The sequence below is a fragment of the Psychromonas sp. KJ10-2 genome (assembly GCF_047323255.1).
GTDB lineage: Bacteria > Pseudomonadota > Gammaproteobacteria > Enterobacterales > Psychromonadaceae > Psychromonas.
Map to the genome: position 1 here is coordinate 2,121,211 of NZ_CP178827.1, position 19,635 is coordinate 2,140,845.

Annotated in this window: 18 protein-coding genes and 1 pseudogene; 7 read left to right on the forward strand and 12 right to left on the reverse strand. The window is 37.6% G+C overall.

Annotated features, from left to right (window positions below; all coding sequences use genetic code 11):
* The first annotated feature begins 89 nt into the window (after nt 1-89).
* Complete coding sequence (gene sstT / locus ACLKL2_RS10230; protein ID WP_113819283.1) at nt 90-1,322, forward strand: serine/threonine transporter SstT; 1,233 nt, start codon at nt 90-92, stop codon at nt 1,320-1,322.
* Nucleotides 1,323-1,397: 75 nt separating this feature from the next.
* Here the strand turns inward: sstT and ptsP are convergent, their stop codons facing one another.
* Nucleotides 1,398-3,668 carry a phosphoenolpyruvate--protein phosphotransferase gene (gene ptsP / locus ACLKL2_RS10235; protein WP_113819282.1) on the reverse strand — a complete coding sequence of 757 codons (2,271 nt, stop codon included), beginning with the start codon at nt 3,666-3,668 and terminating at the stop codon, nt 1,398-1,400.
* A 32-nt stretch (nt 3,669-3,700) separates the two neighbouring features.
* Entirely contained in the window at nt 3,701-4,234 is a 534-nt protein-coding gene (gene rppH, locus ACLKL2_RS10240; RefSeq protein ID WP_113819281.1) for an RNA pyrophosphohydrolase, read from the reverse strand.
* A gap of 651 nt (nt 4,235-4,885) precedes the next feature.
* On the opposite strand from rppH, the gene mutH reads away from it, so the two are divergent.
* The 6 genes and pseudogenes from mutH (at nt 4,886) to ACLKL2_RS10270 (ending at nt 12,773) form a co-directional block, all read left to right on the forward strand.
* Nucleotides 4,886-5,557, forward strand: a complete 672-nt coding sequence (mutH, locus tag ACLKL2_RS10245; RefSeq protein WP_413691530.1) for a DNA mismatch repair endonuclease MutH — start codon at nt 4,886-4,888, stop codon at nt 5,555-5,557.
* A gap of 81 nt (nt 5,558-5,638) precedes the next feature.
* On the forward strand, nt 5,639-5,971 hold the full coding sequence (locus ACLKL2_RS10250; RefSeq protein ID WP_113819279.1) for a hypothetical protein: 333 nt from the start codon (nt 5,639-5,641) through the stop codon (nt 5,969-5,971).
* A 229-nt stretch (nt 5,972-6,200) separates the two neighbouring features.
* A pseudogene (uvrA, locus tag ACLKL2_RS10255) lies at nt 6,201-9,034 on the forward strand (excinuclease ABC subunit UvrA).
* A 51-nt stretch (nt 9,035-9,085) separates the two neighbouring features.
* Nucleotides 9,086-10,831 carry a PglL family O-oligosaccharyltransferase gene (locus tag ACLKL2_RS10260; protein ID WP_413691531.1) on the forward strand — a complete coding sequence of 582 codons (1,746 nt, stop codon included), beginning with the start codon at nt 9,086-9,088 and terminating at the stop codon, nt 10,829-10,831.
* A gap of 1 nt (nt 10,832) precedes the next feature.
* Nucleotides 10,833-11,468: a lytic transglycosylase domain-containing protein gene (locus ACLKL2_RS10265; protein WP_413691532.1), complete on the forward strand. Its 636-nt coding sequence runs from the start codon at nt 10,833-10,835 to the stop codon at nt 11,466-11,468.
* Between the two features lie 75 nt (nt 11,469-11,543).
* Nucleotides 11,544-12,773, forward strand: a complete 1,230-nt coding sequence (locus ACLKL2_RS10270) for a sugar transferase (protein ID WP_413691534.1) — start codon at nt 11,544-11,546, stop codon at nt 12,771-12,773.
* Here the strand turns inward: ACLKL2_RS10270 and ACLKL2_RS10275 are convergent, their stop codons facing one another.
* The 10 genes from ACLKL2_RS10275 to ACLKL2_RS10320 form a co-directional block, all read right to left on the reverse strand.
* Nucleotides 12,774-13,709 (reverse strand): hypothetical protein, encoded by a 936-nt coding sequence (locus ACLKL2_RS10275; RefSeq protein ID WP_413691535.1) that lies wholly within the window; start codon nt 13,707-13,709, stop codon nt 12,774-12,776. It lies immediately after the preceding gene.
* A 26-nt stretch (nt 13,710-13,735) separates the two neighbouring features.
* The gene (locus ACLKL2_RS10280; RefSeq protein ID WP_413691536.1) at nt 13,736-14,053 is read right to left on the reverse strand and encodes a hypothetical protein; all 318 of its coding nucleotides are present in this window, start codon (nt 14,051-14,053) and stop codon (nt 13,736-13,738) included.
* 413 nt (nt 14,054-14,466) lie between these two features.
* On the reverse strand, nt 14,467-14,892 hold the full coding sequence (locus ACLKL2_RS10285) for a glycosyltransferase family 2 protein (protein ID WP_413691537.1): 426 nt from the start codon (nt 14,890-14,892) through the stop codon (nt 14,467-14,469).
* Nucleotides 14,893-15,195: 303 nt separating this feature from the next.
* On the reverse strand, nt 15,196-15,543 hold the full coding sequence (locus ACLKL2_RS10290) for a hypothetical protein (protein WP_413691538.1): 348 nt from the start codon (nt 15,541-15,543) through the stop codon (nt 15,196-15,198).
* A 98-nt stretch (nt 15,544-15,641) separates the two neighbouring features.
* The gene (locus ACLKL2_RS10295) at nt 15,642-15,914 is read right to left on the reverse strand and encodes a hypothetical protein (protein WP_413691540.1); all 273 of its coding nucleotides are present in this window, start codon (nt 15,912-15,914) and stop codon (nt 15,642-15,644) included.
* A 15-nt stretch (nt 15,915-15,929) separates the two neighbouring features.
* A complete protein-coding gene (locus ACLKL2_RS10300) occupies nt 15,930-16,475 on the reverse strand; it encodes a polysaccharide biosynthesis C-terminal domain-containing protein (protein WP_413691541.1) in 546 nt (181 codons plus the stop codon).
* A 219-nt stretch (nt 16,476-16,694) separates the two neighbouring features.
* The gene (locus ACLKL2_RS10305; RefSeq protein ID WP_413691542.1) at nt 16,695-17,213 is read right to left on the reverse strand and encodes an oligosaccharide flippase family protein; all 519 of its coding nucleotides are present in this window, start codon (nt 17,211-17,213) and stop codon (nt 16,695-16,697) included.
* Nucleotides 17,214-17,284: 71 nt separating this feature from the next.
* Nucleotides 17,285-17,653: an RNA-binding S4 domain-containing protein gene (locus ACLKL2_RS10310; protein ID WP_413691543.1), complete on the reverse strand. Its 369-nt coding sequence runs from the start codon at nt 17,651-17,653 to the stop codon at nt 17,285-17,287.
* A 64-nt stretch (nt 17,654-17,717) separates the two neighbouring features.
* Nucleotides 17,718-18,836, reverse strand: coding sequence for a 2-iminoacetate synthase ThiH (gene thiH / locus ACLKL2_RS10315; protein ID WP_413691545.1), 1,119 nt, complete (start codon nt 18,834-18,836; stop codon nt 17,718-17,720).
* Nucleotides 18,833-19,633: a thiazole synthase gene (locus tag ACLKL2_RS10320; protein WP_413691546.1), complete on the reverse strand. Its 801-nt coding sequence runs from the start codon at nt 19,631-19,633 to the stop codon at nt 18,833-18,835. Before ACLKL2_RS10320 ends, thiH begins: the two co-directional genes overlap by 4 nt.
* Nucleotides 19,634-19,635: the final 2 nt, after the last annotated feature.

The following is a 19,635-nucleotide window of genomic DNA, read 5'->3' on the forward strand; positions in this document are numbered from 1 at the left end:
TTTTCCGAAATAAAGCGTTAACTAATTAATCATGGCATCGATAAACCACCTTTATTAATGCACTAAAAATAACAAAGTAGGAATATTCAATGAGTTCAAACCCCACTCTTATTCAACGTATGATGAGCGGTAGCTTAGTATTACAAATTGTTGTCGGTATTATTGCAGGTGTTTGCCTTGCAAGCTTTTCTCCAAGCACTGCCACTTCCGTCTCTTTTCTTGGTAGTTTCTTCGTTAGCGCATTAAAAGCGGTTGCACCAATTCTTGTTTTTATCTTAGTGATGTCCTCTATTGCTAACCAAGCAAAAGGCAGCCACACTAACCTTAAACCTGTTATTCATTTATACTTAATTGGTACTTTATTAGCTTCAATTACTGCTGTGTTATTTAGCTATGTATTCCCTACTGAACTGGTATTAATTACCAGCAATGTCACCACAACGCCACCTGAAGGTATTCTAGAAGTATTAAATACCTTGTTATTTAAAATTGTTGATAATCCAGTTAATGCGCTATTAACAGGTAACTTCATTGGTATTTTAGCTTGGGCTGTAGGTTTAGGCTTAGCGCTGCAACACGGTAATGAATCGACCAAAAAACTACTACAAGACCTATCAAATGGTGTTTCAAAGATTGTACAACTGGTAATTCGTTTAGCGCCTATCGGTATTTTTGGTCTAGTAGCAACAACCTTTGCGGAGACAGGTTTTGACTCTCTAATCGGTTATTCACACTTATTGGCTGTATTAGTGGGTTCAATGTTATTCATTGCGCTAGTTGTTAACCCAATTATTGTTTACATTAAACTGGGTTCAAACCCTTACCCGCTTATTTTACAGTGTCTACGTGAATCAGGTGTCACAGCCTTCTTTACACGCAGCTCAGCCGCAAATATCCCAGTTAATATGGCACTGTGTGAGAAATTAAATCTACATAAAGATACTTACTCAGTGTCTATCCCGTTAGGTGCAACCATTAACATGGCGGGTGCAGCGATTACTATTACTGTACTTACACTAGCAGCGGTTCATACCTTAGGCATTGAATTTGATATCTTTACTGCTATTTTATTAAGTGTGGTTGCAGCAGTTTCTGCATGTGGAGCTTCAGGTGTTGCAGGTGGTTCATTACTACTTATTCCACTGGCTTGTAGCTTGTTTGGTGTTCCGAATGAAGTAGCGATGCAAGTTGTTGCTATCGGCTTTATTATTGGTGTTGTCCAAGATTCTGCAGAAACAGCATTAAACAGCTCTACGGACGTTATCTTCACCACTGCCGCATGTCGAGCTGAAGAAGCAAAAGAGTTAGCGGCTAACAGCTAATTCTGAAATGTAGCAATAAAAAACCGATCAAATGATCGGTTTTTTGTTTTTTGAAAAAGTGTCAGGCATTATTCGCTATTTTTTACCTGCTCGAACAAATCCGCCTAAGCCTTTTTCATCGAGATAATCAATAAACGTCTGTTTAATAAACGCACCATCATGCCCTTTTAAAGCGACTTCCGTACAAGCTTGTAGTTCTGAAACGGTAATTTTATTAAGTAAGTACTTCACCTTATTAATATTAAAGGCATTCATACTTAATTTACGATATCCCAGGCCTAATAACATTAGTAAACCGATTGGGTCACCCGCTAATTCACCACAAATACTTACTTCTATATTGTTCTTTTCGCTTTGCTCTAAAATCATACGCATCGCTTGTAATACCGCAGGGTGATAACTATCAAACAGGTCAGCTACACGACTGTTATTACGATCCACAGCCAATAAGTACTGCGTTAAATCATTAGTACCAATGGATAAAAAATCCACCAGCGGTGCTAATTGGTCAATGATAAAAATCGCCGATGGTACTTCAATCATCACACCAATATCTGGCAGTGGAAATTGCTCATGTGATAATGCTTGTTCCCAACAAACCTCTTGCCATGCTTGCTCGATTAAACGTTTAGACTCTTCAACTTCCCCCACTGACCCAACCATGGGTAACATGATGCGTAAGTTTTGCGTTTCGATACTCGCACGTAACATGGCTCGTATTTGAATCAAGAATATTTCAGGATGATCTAAAGTTAAACGAATACCACGCCAGCCCAAGAAAGGGTTTTCTTCATTAATAGGGAAGTAACTTAATTGTTTATCACCACCAATATCCAAAGTACGCATAGTGACAGGCAAGTTTTGGTACTGATCAAACAATGATTTATAGGTGCTGACTTGCTCCTGCTCTGTTGGGAAAGCATTACTGAGCATGAAAGGTAATTCACTACGGTATAAACCAATCCCTGAGAAGTTATGTTCAGAAAACACATCAGGGGTTGAATTCAAACCAGTATTTAATAACAGCTCAACCTCACAACCGTCTTTAGTTACTGCCGCTTGGTTTGCTTCCAACTCCACCAGCGCCTTCATTTCGTTCTCTTCATCTAAGAGAATTTGATACTCAGCCACTAATGAATCTTCTGGCTCGATAATAATGGTGCCGGCGTAACCGTTAATAATGATGTTTTTTTGCGCAATGCTCTTCAATCTCAGTGGCACACCTAATACCGCAGGAATACCTAAAGTGCGCGATAAAATAGCGATATGTGAGCTCAATCCTCCACGCACAGAGACAATGCCTTTCAGCTTATCTGGCGGCACCATAGCTAACATCGAAATTGTCACCTCTTCGGCGACTAAAATAATCTCATCAGGGAAATCTTGCTGTTCATCATCACGATTAGAAAGGTGATATAACAAACGCTGGCCTACATCTCTAATTTCAACCGCCCTTTCTCTTAAGTAAGGGTCGCTCATACTTTCAAACTGTTCTATATACGTCTCAGAAACACGTTTAACCGCGCTCTTAGCCGTTAACTTCTCTTGCCTAATCTGAACTTCTATCGCACTTAATAAGGCTTTATCTTGTAATAGATGCCCATATACATCAAACAACATGAATGCATCTTTAGAAACCTGCTCTTTTAGGGTGATAGACACCTTGGAAAACTCATCTGCACAAGATTGAACTGCATTACTGAAAGAGATCATCTCATTGTCAGGATCTTCACTTAACTCGATCCCAACATCACTTAATAATAGGTGTGCTTGTAACACATGCGCTTTATTAATAGAGATACCAGAACTTGCTGGGCTACCTTGCAGATGCAAAGATCGACTTTTAGACTCAGTTTCGTCAGGTAAGTCTAATAATGTACCGCCCAATACACTGCCAAGATGCACCGCTAAGGTCACTAAGAAAGATTCTTCAAGCTCATTATATAAACGTGGGGTACGCTGCTGTGCCACTAAAACACCTAATACTTGGCGTTTATGGATAATCGGCACACCTAAAAACGAATTAAACTGCTCTTCATTACTGGAAGGGAGGTATTTAAACTGCGGATGTTCAGACACATTAACCAGATTGATTGGCTCACCCTTTTGGTAAACCAAACCAACAATACCTTCATCTAGATTAAAGTGCGTTGCGCCAACCACTTGGCTATCTAACCCTTCACTCGCCATTAGGGTTAATTTTTGCGTTTCTTGATTAGTTACAAAGATCGAACAACAATCTAGGATCATTGTACTTTTCGTTTGCTGCACTAATAAGTTCATAGCATCAGAAAGTGTACTGGCCTCACCGAATTGCTCTACAATTTGACGAAGTTGGCTGAACATAAAACGCTCCTATTAGTAAGGTAAGCAGATATTTATTTGTAAGAACCTCGGCGAGGTCGTTTATTTCGTTTTTTATCCGTTCTATGCATTAGAGAAAATGCAGCATGGGCAAACTCAGTCAATGCTCTTCTATACACATCACGTTTAAATGATACTACTTGACGCACTGGATACCAGTAAGTAACCCATCGCCAATCATCAAATTCAGGGTGTCCGCAAGTATCAAATCCAATTTGCTCTTCTTTGGCAATCAATTGTAATAAAAACCAGCGTTGTTTTTGACCAATGCAGATAGGTGCGGGAGATTCCCAACGCACTAAACGCTTAGGAAGTTTATAGCGCAGCCACTGACGACTGCTCGCCACTACTTTTACATGCTCAGGTTTTAAGCCAACTTCTTCATATAATTCTCGATACATCGCTTTTTCAGGGGTTTCGCCCTCTTTTATTCCACCTTGTGGAAATTGCCATGAATGTTGACCGAAGCGTTTAGCCCATAAAACTTGACCATTTTTATTACAAATGATGATACCTACATTAGAACGGTAACCGTCAGCATCAATCATTAAAAAACTTTCTCAGGTAAAGATCTATTCTTATTTATACACAAGTGAATCAACGACAAAACAAAATAGATGAAATTATAATTATAGTTGCATTCTTTCACAGAAACCCCTAACCATCAAACTCATAAACTATAAAAAGGTTAAACGATAGTACCTAGGTCACGTTTACTAAAAATGAATAATATTAATGTATCCACTAAATCTGTGCATAACTTTGTGTACAATTAAATACAAATAAAAGGATCAAGAATTACAACAAACCGCAAGATCTTTATATATTTATTTGAATAACGATTATTACATTAAAAAACAGCATGTTAAATAAATATCCCAAATACTAACCCATGATCACTGTAATTAGATCCAGTAAGTTTCATTCACAATTGAATGTGAATATCTTGGTTGTACAAAAAACAAACACCAGCCCTAAAAAGTCTCTTTTTGTTTAAAAAATAAGCATATAAAATAGATTTTTATTAAATTGAAAGAAAAATAATAGAGCCTAAATGAAGATCTTTCGATCTATTCAGTTATCCACTAAAAATGTGCATAACTCTGTGTAAGTTCATTTTAAAACTATGAATAACCCAACAATAAAAAAACACGTACAATAAACGCGTTAATCTTTTTTAGTCTTTAAAGCGAGCTACTATGCAGTCTACACCTCAATCAGAGTCTCAGTTATTAAGTTATTGTGAAGCCATTGCTGGTTACTCTTTATCAGAATTAGCAGATATTGCGGGTATTAACACACCAGAAAACTTACGCAAAAATAAAGGCTGGGTTGGACAACTCATTGAGTGGCACTTAGGTGCATCGGCAGGCAGTAAACCGGAACAAGATTTTAAACACCTAGGCATTGAATTAAAAACTATCCCTATTGATAGCAATGGTAAAGTACTCGAAACCACTTTTGTGTGTAGCACCCCTATTTTAAATACTACTCACCTGACTTGGGAAAACAGCAATATCCGCAACAAACTCAGCAAGGTATTGTGGTTACCCGTTCAAGGCGAGCGAAAAATCCCATTAGCAGAACGTATTGTTGGCAATGGTTTTTTATGGACAGCCTCACGCCAACAAGAACAATTAATGCAACAAGATTGGGATGAGATAATGGAGAAGATCGCACTCGGAAAGATCGAGCAGATCAGTGCCCTGGATGGGCAAGTCATACAACTTCGCCCTAAAGCGGCTAATGGCCAAGTAGTAACAGATGCTTATGGAGAAGAAGGTGAATTAATTAAAGTCAGACCTCGTGGTTTTTACCTTAAAAAAGCCTTCACTCAGGATATTATTAATCAACAATTTCATTTAAATTAAACACATCAATAGAATTGACTAGAATTCATACAATGTTTGCAGTAAATTAAATATCAAATAGGTATCGTTTAAGGAGCAGATATGAGCATTAAAAAACAGTTCTTGAAAAATAAACCCGTTGTAAAAGTCACCTTTGAAATCAGTAAAGAGATGGCTAATAACGCGACTAGCATTAACTTATTATCAGAGCATAACGAATGGCAACCTATTGAATTTAAAAAATTCAAAAATGGTAAATTCAAAGTAGCTGAGAATATCTCAATGGAAGAGCGAGAGGGTTTCCAATTTATTTACCAAGCAACATCAGAAACAGGTGAAACCTTCACCTTATTACCAGACGACGCTTATAGTTACGTTGATAATGGCATGAATGATGGTGGTAAAAATGCAGTGATTGTTTTTGCCGAATCGTGATCTTTAATCACCGCAACCACGTAAAAACATAACAACTAACTTATAGTGTTTTACTATACAGTTTATAAAAATGCCCTTTGTAATGAGCAGAATTAAACACATGCCTAATTCTTCAAATCCCCTTCATATAGCAACACTACCACTGTAATAATTTACAGTGTAATATAGCCCAAGAGAAAGGCTCCAGATAACCTATTCAGCAATCAAATGTATTAATGAGTGAGACATAATGAACAATATTGATATCCGCGGTGCAAAAACGCATAACTTAAAAAATATTAGCTTATCCATCCCGCGTGATAAATTGGTGGTGATCACTGGCCTTTCTGGCTCAGGCAAATCCTCATTAGCATTTGATACTTTATATGCAGAAGGTCAACGTCGTTATGTTGAGTCGTTATCTGCTTATGCACGCCAATTTTTATCGTTAATGGAAAAACCCGATGTTGAACATATTGAAGGTTTATCTCCTGCTATCTCTATCGAACAAAAATCAACATCGCATAACCCGCGCTCTACAGTAGGAACCATCACTGAAATTTACGATTACTTACGTCTGCTGTTTGCGCGTATCGGCGATCCTCGTTGTCCAACACACGGCGTAACATTGCATGCACAAACCGTTAGCCAAATGGTTGATGCCATTTTAGAACACCCTGAAGGCAGCAAAATGATGCTCCTAGCGCCAATTGTCAAAGGCCGTAAAGGTGAACATGTTAAAACCTTTGAAAGCTTAGCCGCACAAGGTTTTTTACGCGCGCGCATTGATGGAGATGTTTGTGATTTAAGCGATCCACCTAAACTAGCCTTACATAAAAAACATACCATTGAAGTGGTTGTGGATCGTTTTAAAGTACGTGAAGATTTAAAACAACGTTTAGCGGAATCAGTTGAAACCACCCTAGAGTTAAGTAATGGCTCAGCCATTCTGGCGCACATGGATGACAGCCAACCAGAACAACTTTTTCAGCGAACTTCTCTTGTCCACATTGTGGTTACAGCATTGCAGAATTAGAGCCGCGTATCTTCTCTTTCAATAGCCCAGCCGGTGCCTGTGAAACTTGTGATGGTTTAGGGGTTGAACAGTATTTTGATGAAGCATTAGTGGTCACTGACCCAGCATTAAGCTTAGCCGATGGCGCAATTGATGGGTGGAGTAGTAAATCTAATTATTATTACCAAATTCTACGTGCTGTTGCTGAGCATTATGGTTTTTCACTCACAAAGCCTTTTAAGTCCTTAAATAAAAAACATCAGCAATATGTGCTGCAAGGTACTGGAACAGAAAAAATAGCTTTTACTTACAGTAATGATAAAGGTGACTTAGTCTCTCGTTTGCATGCCTTTGAGGGTGTTATTCCAAATCGATCTCGTCGTTATCGAGAAACGGAATCACCAGCGATGCGCGAATATTTAAGCAAATATATGAATCGTCAGCCATGTTCTAGCTGTGGCGGCTCTCGTTTAAAAGAGTCTTCTCGTCATGTGTTTATTAACGATGTAAACCTGTCTCATGTTTCTGCGTTATCCATTGCCGATGCCGAGCAGTTCTTCGAAAATATTAAATTGGTTGGACAAAAAGCCAAAATAGCAGAAAAGATCTTAAAAGAGATCCTAGAGCGACTCAGCTTTCTAGTGAATGTAGGTCTTAACTACTTAAGTTTAGAACGTAGTGCAGAAACATTATCCGGTGGTGAGGCACAACGTATCCGCTTAGCCAGTCAAATTGGCGCAGGATTAATGGGCGTGATGTATGTATTAGATGAGCCATCCATTGGGTTACATCAACGTGATAACGAGCGTTTACTAAAAACCCTGACTCACCTTCGCGACTTAGGTAATACGGTGATTGTGGTAGAGCATGATGAAGATGCTATTCGCCAAGCTGACCATATTATCGATATCGGTCCTGGTGCAGGTATTCACGGTGGTGAAATTATTGCCGAAGGTAATTACAAAAAAATCTTAAAATCAAAAGACTCATTAACTGCAGATTATTTAAGTGGTCGCAAAGAGATTGCCGTGCCCGCACAACGTACGCCATTAACTGACAAATGGGTAAAGTTAAAAGAAGCCAGTGCCAACAACTTAAAATCAGTCAATTTAGACTTACCACTAGGTGTATTAACCTGTATTACAGGCGTATCGGGTTCAGGTAAGTCAACCTTGATTAACGATACGCTCTTTCCGTTAGCACAAACTAAACTGAACAAAGCCACGACTATTCAAGCTGCCGCGCATAAGAGCATTACAGGTTTATCACAACTGGATAAAGTGGTAGATATCAATCAAAGCCCAATTGGTCGAACGCCACGTTCAAACCCAGCGACTTACACAGGGATTTTCACCCCTATTCGTGAGCTATTTGCCGCTACACCAGAATCACGCTCTCGCGGTTACAAACCAGGTCGATTCAGTTTCAACGTGAAAGGTGGACGCTGTGAAGCCTGCCAAGGCGACGGTATGATCAAGGTAGAGATGCACTTCCTACCGGATGTTTATGTACCCTGTGATTCATGTAAAGGACAGCGCTATAACCGTGAAACCTTATCAGTGAAATACAAAGGTAAGAATATTCATGAAACCTTAGATATGACAGTGGAAGATGCCTTTAAATTCTTTGAGCCAGTCCCGGTTATTGCTAGAAAACTACAAACATTAATGGATGTTGGTTTATCCTACATCCGTTTAGGACAAGCGGCGACGACACTGTCAGGTGGTGAAGCACAACGTGTGAAATTAGCTAAAGAGTTATCCAAGCGCGATACAGGTAAAACTCTGTATATTCTTGATGAGCCAACCACAGGGTTGCATTTCCATGATATCGCCCAGCTATTAAAAGTGATTCATACACTGCGTGATAAAGGTAATACCTTGGTGATCATCGAACATAACCTAGATGTGATTAAAACTGCAGACTGGATCATCGATCTCGGTCCTGAAGGAGGTAATGGCGGTGGAGAAATTATCGCCACAGGCACACCAGAAGATGTGGTTAAAGTAAAAGGCAGCTATACTGGGCAATTCCTAAAACCTATTTTAGCGAAAAGTACCTCAGCATAAGCCAAGATACAGCTTTAATTAAAAAAGAATAATAATAAATACGAGAGATAAATGGACTTACAACAAAAGCTAACACGTGCCTTCTTTATCAGTTTTGCATTGCTAATGGGGTTAGGTGCCCACTACTTCCAACATAACCAAGGAGGTAGTGGATTACAGCTTGCAGTCAACAATGTAGTTTGGATATTTTTCTCCTTATTAATTGGCTTAGGCTTGTGGCGTATTACCGCCCAACAAAAAATCATCTACTCCAAGTACACCGCAGTGGTATTTATTGCCTTAGGCTTGTTCTTCCTGCCTCTAGCCTACCCCAATAATGCCCTAGCAGACCAAAGCTATACCCGGTTATTAGGGCTCTTTGCTGGGGTATTGCTTTTTCTCAGCTTGCAGCAATTCAGCTTTACCCGAGAACAAGTGATTAAACTCTTATTACTCATTGTATTAGCAGGCTTTATTCAAGCCTGTTATAGCTTGATGCAAGATTATTTACTCCCCGCGCGTAATTATTTTGGTTATAGTGTCGGTTATGGCCGTCCTTACGGCATCTTCCAACAACCCAACGTATTAGCCAGCTTCATGGCAACCACACTTATTTTAAGTGGCTACTTACTGCAACAAATCAACGACAAAAGACTACAAGCCTTTTTACTATTAACGGCATTATTGAATATGTGGGTGATCAGTGTTGCGATGTCTCGTACTGGCTATTTGGGCACCTTGATTGGGTTATTACTGCTACTTCCTTGGGCATGGCAAAGTAATAAAAAACGTCTTAGCTTGTTTGTGTTAGCCGTATTACTAGGCATTGGCTTCGCTTCTTTAAAAGGCGATGCACTGGGTGCACGTAATGTTGAAGCAATGAAGGAAGGCGGTGCTCGTATTGAGATGTATCAACACGGCTGGCATATGATCAAAGAAAAACCATTATTAGGTTATGGCTACGGGAGCTTTGAAAAAGAATACTTACTCAGTCATGCTGAACGCGTTCACAATGGTGAGCTTAAAAAGTTTTCTCAGGTATTAACACACCCACATAACGACCTGATATTTTGGGCAATTGAAGGTGGTATTGCGCCGATATTAGGCATGCTATTACTCGTGCTTACTTTCTTTTATCGATTATGTTCGTTCAAGCTCAGTAAAGCATTAGCGCTACTGGCCTTAGTGGTTCCTATCGGTTTGCATACTCAAACCGAATACCCTTTATATCACTCCGCACTGCATTGGTTAGTATTAATGGTACTGGTCTTTTATGTGGATTCCGAGTCTCAAAGAAACAATGAAAAAACCTTTACCCCGACTTTCTTTCTACGCGTTGCAGGGACATTAATTCCCCTGTTTACTGCTATTTTTATGATCACTAATCTATTTGCTATTCATGCTATTACTCACTTTGAACGCAGCCAACACCGTGATCTGAGAGAGATCATTAATATCGTTAATCCACTGGTATTCGAAGATAATTTATCCTTTCACCTCTATAATTTCCGCTTAACCAATGCTATCAACACAGGTAATCAAGCTGAAATTGAAAAGGTCATTCTAGGTTTAGAGAAAACCGTTGTCAGCACACCTAAACCGTTTTTCTATCACCTACTTTATATTGCTTACCAACATCACCAGCAACCAGAGCAAGCGGCTGACACTCTTGCTTATGCACGTTACCTATACCAAGGAGACAGTGGTTTACGTAATGCAGATAAAGTAAAAGAGAGTGCTTCAGAATCAACTTCTGCTGCGCAGGCAAGCAGCCAAGGCGTCTCATCGGCACAAAATAGCAATGAGGCGCAGCCTTAGTATGAGAGTATTTCGTTCGCTATTTGGCTTTGTCGCTTTAATACTAAGTGGGTTATTTGCTGGTAGTCACGCTGACATCTATATGTATACCGATAAAAACGGCAATAAATATTTTTCTGAACGCAAAGAAAATGAAAATTACACCCTGTTATTGCGTAGTGACACCAATAAAAAGCCCCACAGCTTTAGAAACTGGAAAGCCAAAAGCTACACCAATATCTCTATTCCCCGTGATAAAACCTTACAAAGAAAGTATCACCCCATTATTTTGAAAGCTGCAGAAAAGAATCAACTAGATCCAGCCTTTCTGCATGCCGTGATCACCGCTGAGTCAGCCTACCAGAGTAATGCAATCTCTTCAGCGGGAGCGCAAGGGTTAATGCAATTAATGCCAGAAACAGCAAAGCGCTTTTCAGTGACCGATCCCTTTGACCCAACCCAGAATATTAATGCCGGTGCTTTATATTTAAAGATATTATTAAAAGAGTTTAATACCAGAGAATTAGCCGCAGCGGCTTATAACGCAGGAGAAGGCGCAGTAAGGCGTTATAAACGTCAGATTCCACCTTACCCTGAAACACAAAAATATGTGTCAAAAGTATTAACTTTTTACCAGTATTATCAACACAATTTATAACCTAATATGATTAAATTCAGCTTAATACACTGTTTTCAATAACCTATTTTCACCTGATATAAGTAATGACTAACCATGTATAAAACCCAAGCATTATTATCCAATAAATACATCACTTATGCAGTTGGCTTAGGGCTAATTTACGCCGTTATTGACCTGCTCATGCCACTTTCCTACACCACGGTTTATAATAGCTTTATTATCACGCTTCTCGTTTATTCAAGCTGCGTCATCATTTTACCTAGAGTCACTAAGTTTTTACTGGTTGATAAAAGCTTATATGTTTTACCGGTGATGTTGTCACTGTATAGTCTCGCTATCATCACCATTGTATTGTGTCGTATCGAATACTCTCGTCCAACCCTAATTTATGGGTTCAGCACCGTCCTTATTTGGCTACTTATTAGTGCTCGATTTAACCGCCAGGCAGCGATTTTAAAGTTACAAGCGATTGATAATTTTACACTTTCATCCTTCAATCATAATCAACATATTGACATAGAAAGCATTGTCCCTCCTTATAATTTAGCGCAAATTAAAGACGGACTAGTCGTCAACCTACACAAACCACTAACTGCAGAGCAAGAAAAGTTCATTGCCGACTGCAGCATCAACAACAAAGTGGTGTATCACTCAGAAACCATTAAAGAGATGATTGAAGGTAAGGTACAAACCACTCACCTCTCGGAAAATGCACTCAACGCCCTAAACACGAACCCAAGCTATTGGTTAATAAAGCGGGTTATCGAAACCGTCTTAATTCTATTAAGTTTACCTGTGTTTCTCCCAATCATGTTATTCGTCAGTATCGCGATAAAACTAGAGAGTAAAGGCCTGGTTTTCTATACACAAAAGCGTATCGGCCAAGGTGGAAAGCCTTTCAAGATTTATAAGTTAAGAAGTATGGAAGTGGGTTGCCCTAAAGCAGATTCTAAATTCGCCACGGAAGAGTATGCCAGAGTCACCCATATTGGCCGCCTTATTCGTAAAACCCGCATCGATGAAATTCCACAGTTTGTTAATGTACTAAAAGGTGACATGGCACTGATCGGCCCAAGGCCGGAACAAGAGAGCTTTGTAAAAGCCTTCGAACAGGAAATTCCGTTTTACGGCTATCGCCACATGGTAAAACCAGGTATCACAGGCTGGGCGCAAACCGTACAAGGTTATACCGCCGACACAGATACCACCCGAGAAAAGCTCGCACACGACCTGTACTACATCAAACACCTGTCATTCTGGCTTGACGTCAACATCTTCTTTAAAACGCTTAAAACCATGCTAACGGGGTTTGGGGCGAAGTGATTATTTAAGGTTTTTTTGTTTATCAATTCGCTGTTTTATATCTTTAAACATAGCAACATCATAGTTAAATAAATTACCATTAACTTGATATTCATTTTTAAGATAAAAAACAAATTTATCAACTAATTGAGTGTTAATTATCGCTTTATGATTCAAGCACCTAGATAAATCTTCTCGGAATGATTGAAAAGTAGATGCAATACACAACCTAGGTATTTTATAGAAAGCTTCACCTAACACGATAACAGTCTTATAATGCTGAATGGCCTCAAAGCCGACAGTAGAGTTAATAGTAATAATAAATTGACTACCTTTTATCAGCTGTGACGTTTCACAATCCACAACAATGCTTCTCGGGTCAAATACGTATTTCTTACCTTTATCCATAGGGTGAGGTTTAAATACTAACGACACATTACTAGATTCTGCATAGAAGTTTTTTTCAATATGAGTGATAAAGGACTGAATATCCTGATATTCGCTATGTACTAAGACCTGAGTATCTGTATTAACTTGTAAAGGAATAAAAATATATTGCTGTGGCAATTTTACCGATGATTTATTTTTAAAATAGGTTATTTGTTTAAAAAATAAAGTCGCATAAGAAACTAAACTGTAACGTTTGTTAATGAGTGGTGTATTTACTTTAAAAATATCACCTAGAAAATTCAAACAGAGAAATAATGAAAATTTAACGTTAATTTTAAACTGCTTAAAGTGGCTAACAAATTGCTCTTTAAAAGGAAGCTGTTTAGTCGTAATCGACTCATAAAAATGAATTTCTTTGGGTATGCTGCTCAAGGCATTAACTCCTTGAAAATCAACGGTTGTAGTATGAGGTCTAAATAAGCCACGTTCGGTAATTAAGTATCGCATTCCTACTTCTTTGCAAACATGAATAGCTAAAGCGTGTTGCCAACGTAAATCATTATGCATAATGACAAGATCAATCTGCTTTTCCGCTAAAAAACTCGCAAGAAGGTAACGTACTTTGCCATATAAATAAATTCAGCTTCATTGGGTTCTACTTTCTCTAACTTCCTTTTCTTTTCCGTAAATAAGCTTTTTATATTCTTCACCATATTGAGGTCAGATAAAGAGTATGGATGCTCATTAACTATCTTATTAACCAATAACTTCTGACTACCTTTTAAATAAATAAGATGCCCTAAATTAAAAACTAAACTATAAACTTCTGATGAGAAGCTTTTCGCCAAATCACAATGAAAGTTAGTATAAAAAGGTTCGAGGATCAGAACTTTGCCCATAGAATTAGCCATTTATATTCCAGAAAAAGTAATTAAAAAATGAAGTATTTATTCAAAATGATTAAAGTCTAAATTTCTTACAAAAAAGAATTTTCATATAAAATAGTTTAAGCATCATATAAAGCCTATATCTAGAGCTTATACTTCTGCTATTTGTTAAACTTGTGATTAGCTTTTTATAGTTCTCGATACTTTTTATAAATTGCTTCTTTGTAGTCATATCTGTAATTTGAATACCTTCATGAACATCATTCCAATACGCTACAGGTATGGGTATATACTTACATTCAAATTTATTTATTAACTCAATATGTAGCTGAGTATCTTGAAACTTTTCTAGATTCTCATCAAATTTTATTTTTTCAAAAACCTCTCGCTTTATTAAAGAAGTATTTGTATGTAAGTATCCAATTCCATTTAATGACTTAATTATATTGCCATTCAAATATTTTTTTCATTTCCCTAGATGGCAGGCTACTCTTAATCACTTTTCCAAATACAGCTCCTACAGAGTAATCCTTTTCTAACTCATTTAATAAAACCTCTATTTTATTAGAAATATAAGTATCATCATCATCCAAAAAACAAATATACTGCCCATTTGATAAGTCAAAACCAATATTTCGAGACTTAGCACCTCCTAAATTCTTATTATTTCTATGATAAATAATTGGAATTGAAGTTTGAAAGCATTTGAGATTAGGCGGGTTCAATGAAAAGTCATCAATAATAATAATTTCTATATTTTGATAAGTTTGATTTAATACGCTATTAATAGCTTTAACGAATAGTTCGCCTCTATTATGTGTGGGCAGAATAATCGAAACGAGGCTAATTGAGTTAGGTTTCATGTTATTTTAATGTTATCCCTGCTATTGTTCTTAATTCATACTAAAAACTTAACATTATTTATTTTCTTAATAAGAACTAGCTTAACTGCCCATAATAATAAAACCAGTTATAGCCATTAAACCTTTTAGTTTAATATTTAAATAAATACCAAATATTTGCATTCCCAAAACTCCCTATCTATCTCTATAATGTTTTCCTGATAACATAGCTTTACAAACATAAAAAAAGTGAACTGTTTTTTTCATTGAAAAAAATTTGCTTTATGGATTGAAGTAAAACTTTTATTAAACAAAAGAAAGATATTATATTTTTTTATAAAACCTTATAGTTAACCCTTTATCATAACTTCTTTCTATACATCTAAATTTTTTAACTTCATTGCTTTCTTTTTGCAAACGGGAAAGAGAGTGTTGAAACCCCGAAATAATATTTATTCTATTTGACAAGTTACTATTAAAAACTCTGAGAAAAAATGTAGTGTCTACCCCATACAAATAAAACCTTTCATCAAAAATATCTCCGTATATTTTTTTCACGAAAGCGGCAACATCTCGGCCAATAACTAAACCACTACCTATTGATACCACTTTACTTTTTCTAGTTATATTTACACCCGAATAATATGGTTTATTTTGAATTTTAGGGTACACCACTTGATTATTAACGCTGATAATTGGTAAAGAAATAGTAGTTACTTCGGACCTACATGATGCCAAAATATACGGAGCAGTTAAGTTTGAATCATCATCTAAAAAATATACCTTTTTGCATCATAACAAGATAAAAATCTATTATAAATAACTGCTAAAGATTCATTATGCAGCGTTTCTTCAAAAAAAACTTCATAGCCTAAATTACGATAAGGAGTCATTTTAGTTTCTTCAAAACTTTTAGGGCCATTATTCCAGATCACTAATTGCGCATTGGAATAATGGACAATAGAGTTAAGTAAAGAATTAAGAGTTTTACTTTCATTTGGTTGGTTGTTGTAGAGTAGAACTAAAATAGCAGTTTCAGTCATTGATTGTTACCTATGTTATACTTTAAAACTTAACCAAGTTGTTAAAGTAGTTATTCTCCATACATGGGTTCCCATTAAAAAGTTATTAATAAAAAGACTTAAAGAGATTGAAATTGCTGCCCCAACGAGACCGTAATAAGGAATCAACATAGTAAGTAAAATTACATTAATACTTACCGTTATACTGACTGTTTTTAATGCTAACTTCTCATTACCAGTCATATTTAAAACTAAACCAGTAGATCCCATTAAAAGCTTCATCGCTTGTCCAATACAAAGAATAACTAAAATCGGATAAGCTTCAAGGTATTCACTTCCAAATAATATATTAATAAAGAAGTCACCAAAAAAGACTAATATGAAAATAATAGGCAGTGAAACAAGACAACTTAAACGTACGCTTTTGGTTAACAATATTTGCGTTGCTTCTAAATTACCTTCTTTATATAAACGTGCAACATTCGGCATAATAACCATGTTTATTGCGGATAAACCTAAAGATACTAACGTTACACCTTGCATTGCAACTTTAAAATAAGCAACTGATTCAATGTCCCCCAAAATCCCAAAAATACACTCGCTAATTCAGTATTAAGCGTTCCAATAAAAGCAATCAACGTAAATGGTAATAAGGCTTTATGCCATGTTGTAGTTATATAGTCGGTAGTCGCATTCTTTAATGTCACTACTAGCTTTATTCTAATCAAAAAAGCACTAATGATAAATGCAGAAAAAGCAGATAAAAGGGAGATATAAAGTAAGTGATAAACTGTTAGTTCACTATAAAAAAATACTGCAAGACAAGACAACTAGTGTCATTAATGGAGCAAAGATTTGGGTAGGTAATTGCGCAAAGATTGGTTTTCTCAGCCCATTAAAAACTGCGCTTTGTTGAGCTAGTAGGGCTTTAATTGGAATTAAGAAAATGGCCACCCAAAGTAAGTCAGATACAGAAGACTCAAAGAAGTTAAAGTATAAAGCGCCGCTCATTATTAGCATCACAATCAAAGAAATACTTACAACATAAAGACGAGACCAATTAATAACGCCTTTTAATAACCCCCACTCCTCCTCTAAATGAAAATGTGCAATTTCCCTCACTAACAAATTAGGCAAGCCTGCTACAGCAGGTAAGGTAGCCATAGCGATGATAGATAAAGCAAAGCTGTATAAACCAAACTGCTCAGGACCAAGATAACGCGCGTAAATAATGCCTAATATCATCGCTAAACAACGGCTAATAATCATCACGCCTGCTGTACCAGTAAATTTTCTATAGAGAGAAATTGGTTCGCTCATTTTATTCATCCATGACCATAAAGCACTCGTTTCATAACAGAGGCATTTTCTTTTAAAACACTTAGTGTTCGTTAAAAACTAATCGGTTTACGTGGTTTCTTGGCTTTAGATGCCACTGAATTGCTTTGCGCTGGTTCAGGTTCGGCTTGGTATTCCGTGTGTTGAAGCGCTGCCTCTTCTACAAACTCGTAATCTTGGGTTTCACCGGCTAGGGCGATTTGTAGGTATTGCTCGTTGAAGTAGATTAGGTCGCCTGCATAAATCTTTTTACGCTTTTGCATTTCTATTTCGCCGTTTAATGATACATATCCTTCGGCGATGGCTTGCTTGGCTTCACCGCCACCTGATACTAGATTAGCGATTTTTAATATTTTATACAGCGCAGTCGGCTCTTCACGGATCTCAATTAACGTCGCGTAAATCTCTTGTTCATCGGACATGTTTTATTCTCATTTATAATTTATTGGCCGTTATACCAAGTACCTTATTGATATGTAATCGGTTTTATTTACCCGTTAAGCTATGATCCCAGTCTTTCCAGACGACTTCATAACCTTGTGCTTTCACTAAATTAGCCATCACTTCAGGTGAACGCTCGTCGCTAATTTCAAACTGCTCTAGCGCTTTATCTGCTTGCTCGGCGTATCCACCTGGTTGCGTGCTTGACCCTGCACTGAGCGAAGTAATACCTAACGGTAACACATGGTTTCTAAAATGCTCAGATTCACGTGTGGATAACGATAACTCTACCTCAGGATTAAACAATCGATAAGCGCAAATTAGTTGTACAAGCTGTTTATCATCCATGACTGACTTGATTTCCATCCCACCTTCGCAAGGACGTAAACGTGGAAAGGAGATAGTATAACGTGTTTGCCAATATTTTTTCTCAAGATAATTTAAATGAGCGGCCACATAAAAACAATCGGTACGCCACTCTTCTAAGCCAATTAAACTGCCTAGGCCCATTTTATGAATGCCCGCTTCACCCAATCTATCATGTGTATTTAAACGATAAATAAAGTCCGATTTTTTACCTTTTAAATGGTGCTCGGCGTAGGTAACTGGATTGTACGTTTCCTGATAGACCAATACCGCATTGACACCATACTCAATCAACTCGCTGTATTCATCTTGATCAAGCGGCTGTACTTCAATGGTTATGTTTGCAAAATGTCTCTTAATAATAGGCAAAGCTTGTTTGAAATACGCGACGCCTACTTTGCGCTCCGATTCCCCTGTCACAATTAAAATATGGTCAAATCCCATTTTTTTAATAGCGAGACACTCTCTTTCTATCTCTTCCATGTCTAAGGTTTTACGGCGTAATGCATTGTGCATTGAAAAGCCACAATAGGTACAAATATTACTGCACATATTAGACAGATATAACGGGATATAAAACTGCTGCGTTTTACCAAAACGTTGCAAGGTTAACTGCTGAGATTTTTGCGCCATCTGCTCTAAATAAGGTTCAGCTGCTGGACTAATTAACGCTTTAAAGTCTTCTAAATCTAAACGTGGTTTAGATAAAGCACGCTGTACATCCTGTGCAGTTTTTCCATAAATAGAGAGACGAACATCATCCCATTGATACTCTTTTATTTTATCACTGAAATTCACAGGCTTGCCTCTAAGAATGCAGTTAATGGACTCGATGCAACGGCTTGTGTACTTTGCCCACCTAAACCTGCCAAATAGGCTTGTCGACCTGCTTGAACCGCTTTAGCGAAGGCTTCGCTCATTGCTACAGGATTACCTGCAACGGCAATAGCAGTATTCACTAGCACCGCATCAGCGCCCATTTCCATTGCTAATGCAGCATGTGAAGGACTGCCTAACCCTGCATCGACGACCACGGGAATGGTCGCTTGCTCAATAATGATCTCTAAGAACTCTGCGGTTTTAATCCCTTTGTTAGATCCAATTGGCGCGCCTAGTGGCATTACCGCGGCACAACCTGCTGACTCTAAATGTTTACATAACACAGGGTCTGCATGAACGTAAGGCAACACGATAAAACCTTTATTGGCTAACATTTCAGCTGCTTTTAAGGTTTCGATGGGATCTGGCAGTAGGTATTTTGGATCTGGGTGGATTTCTAACTTAACCCAGTTAGTTTGTAATGCTTCGCGGGCTAATTCCGCCGCAAAAACGGCTTCTTTTGCGTTGCGAGCGCCTGAGGTATTAGGCAATAGATTCATGCCATTTTTAATTAAAGGTGCGAGGATATCATCATCGCGATCAGCCATATCAACACGTTTTAATGCCATCGTCACAAGTTCTGATTTTGACGCTTTTAAAGCATCAACCATGGTTTGTTGATCATTGAATTTACCGGTTCCGGTAAACAGACGAGAAGTAAAAGATTTATCGCCGATAATCAATTGATCTTGTTGTTTCATTTCTTCAAATAACATAG

Bases quoted from the DNA above. Each gene is read 5' to 3' on its own strand.
- sstT (WP_113819283.1), top strand. From the start codon at position 90: ATGAGTTCAAACCCCACTCTTATTCAACGTATGATGAGCGGTAGCTTA.
- ptsP (WP_113819282.1), bottom strand. From the start codon at position 3,668: ATGTTCAGCCAACTTCGTCAAATTGTAGAGCAATTCGGTGAGGCCAGT.
- rppH (WP_113819281.1), bottom strand. From the start codon at position 4,234: ATGATTGATGCTGACGGTTACCGTTCTAATGTAGGTATCATCATTTGT.
- mutH (WP_413691530.1), top strand. From the start codon at position 4,886: ATGCAGTCTACACCTCAATCAGAGTCTCAGTTATTAAGTTATTGTGAA.
- ACLKL2_RS10250 (WP_113819279.1), top strand. From the start codon at position 5,639: ATGAGCATTAAAAAACAGTTCTTGAAAAATAAACCCGTTGTAAAAGTC.
- ACLKL2_RS10260 (WP_413691531.1), top strand. From the start codon at position 9,086: ATGGACTTACAACAAAAGCTAACACGTGCCTTCTTTATCAGTTTTGCA.
- ACLKL2_RS10265 (WP_413691532.1), top strand. From the start codon at position 10,833: ATGAGAGTATTTCGTTCGCTATTTGGCTTTGTCGCTTTAATACTAAGT.
- ACLKL2_RS10270 (WP_413691534.1), top strand. From the start codon at position 11,544: ATGTATAAAACCCAAGCATTATTATCCAATAAATACATCACTTATGCA.
- ACLKL2_RS10275 (WP_413691535.1), bottom strand. From the start codon at position 13,709: ATGCATAATGATTTACGTTGGCAACACGCTTTAGCTATTCATGTTTGC.
- ACLKL2_RS10280 (WP_413691536.1), bottom strand. From the start codon at position 14,053: ATGGCTAATTCTATGGGCAAAGTTCTGATCCTCGAACCTTTTTATACT.
- ACLKL2_RS10285 (WP_413691537.1), bottom strand. From the start codon at position 14,892: ATGAAACCTAACTCAATTAGCCTCGTTTCGATTATTCTGCCCACACAT.
- ACLKL2_RS10295 (WP_413691540.1), bottom strand. From the start codon at position 15,914: ATGACTGAAACTGCTATTTTAGTTCTACTCTACAACAACCAACCAAAT.
- ACLKL2_RS10305 (WP_413691542.1), bottom strand. From the start codon at position 17,213: ATGAGCGAACCAATTTCTCTCTATAGAAAATTTACTGGTACAGCAGGC.
- ACLKL2_RS10310 (WP_413691543.1), bottom strand. From the start codon at position 17,653: ATGTCCGATGAACAAGAGATTTACGCGACGTTAATTGAGATCCGTGAA.
- ACLKL2_RS10320 (WP_413691546.1), bottom strand. From the start codon at position 19,633: ATGTTATTTGAAGAAATGAAACAACAAGATCAATTGATTATCGGCGAT.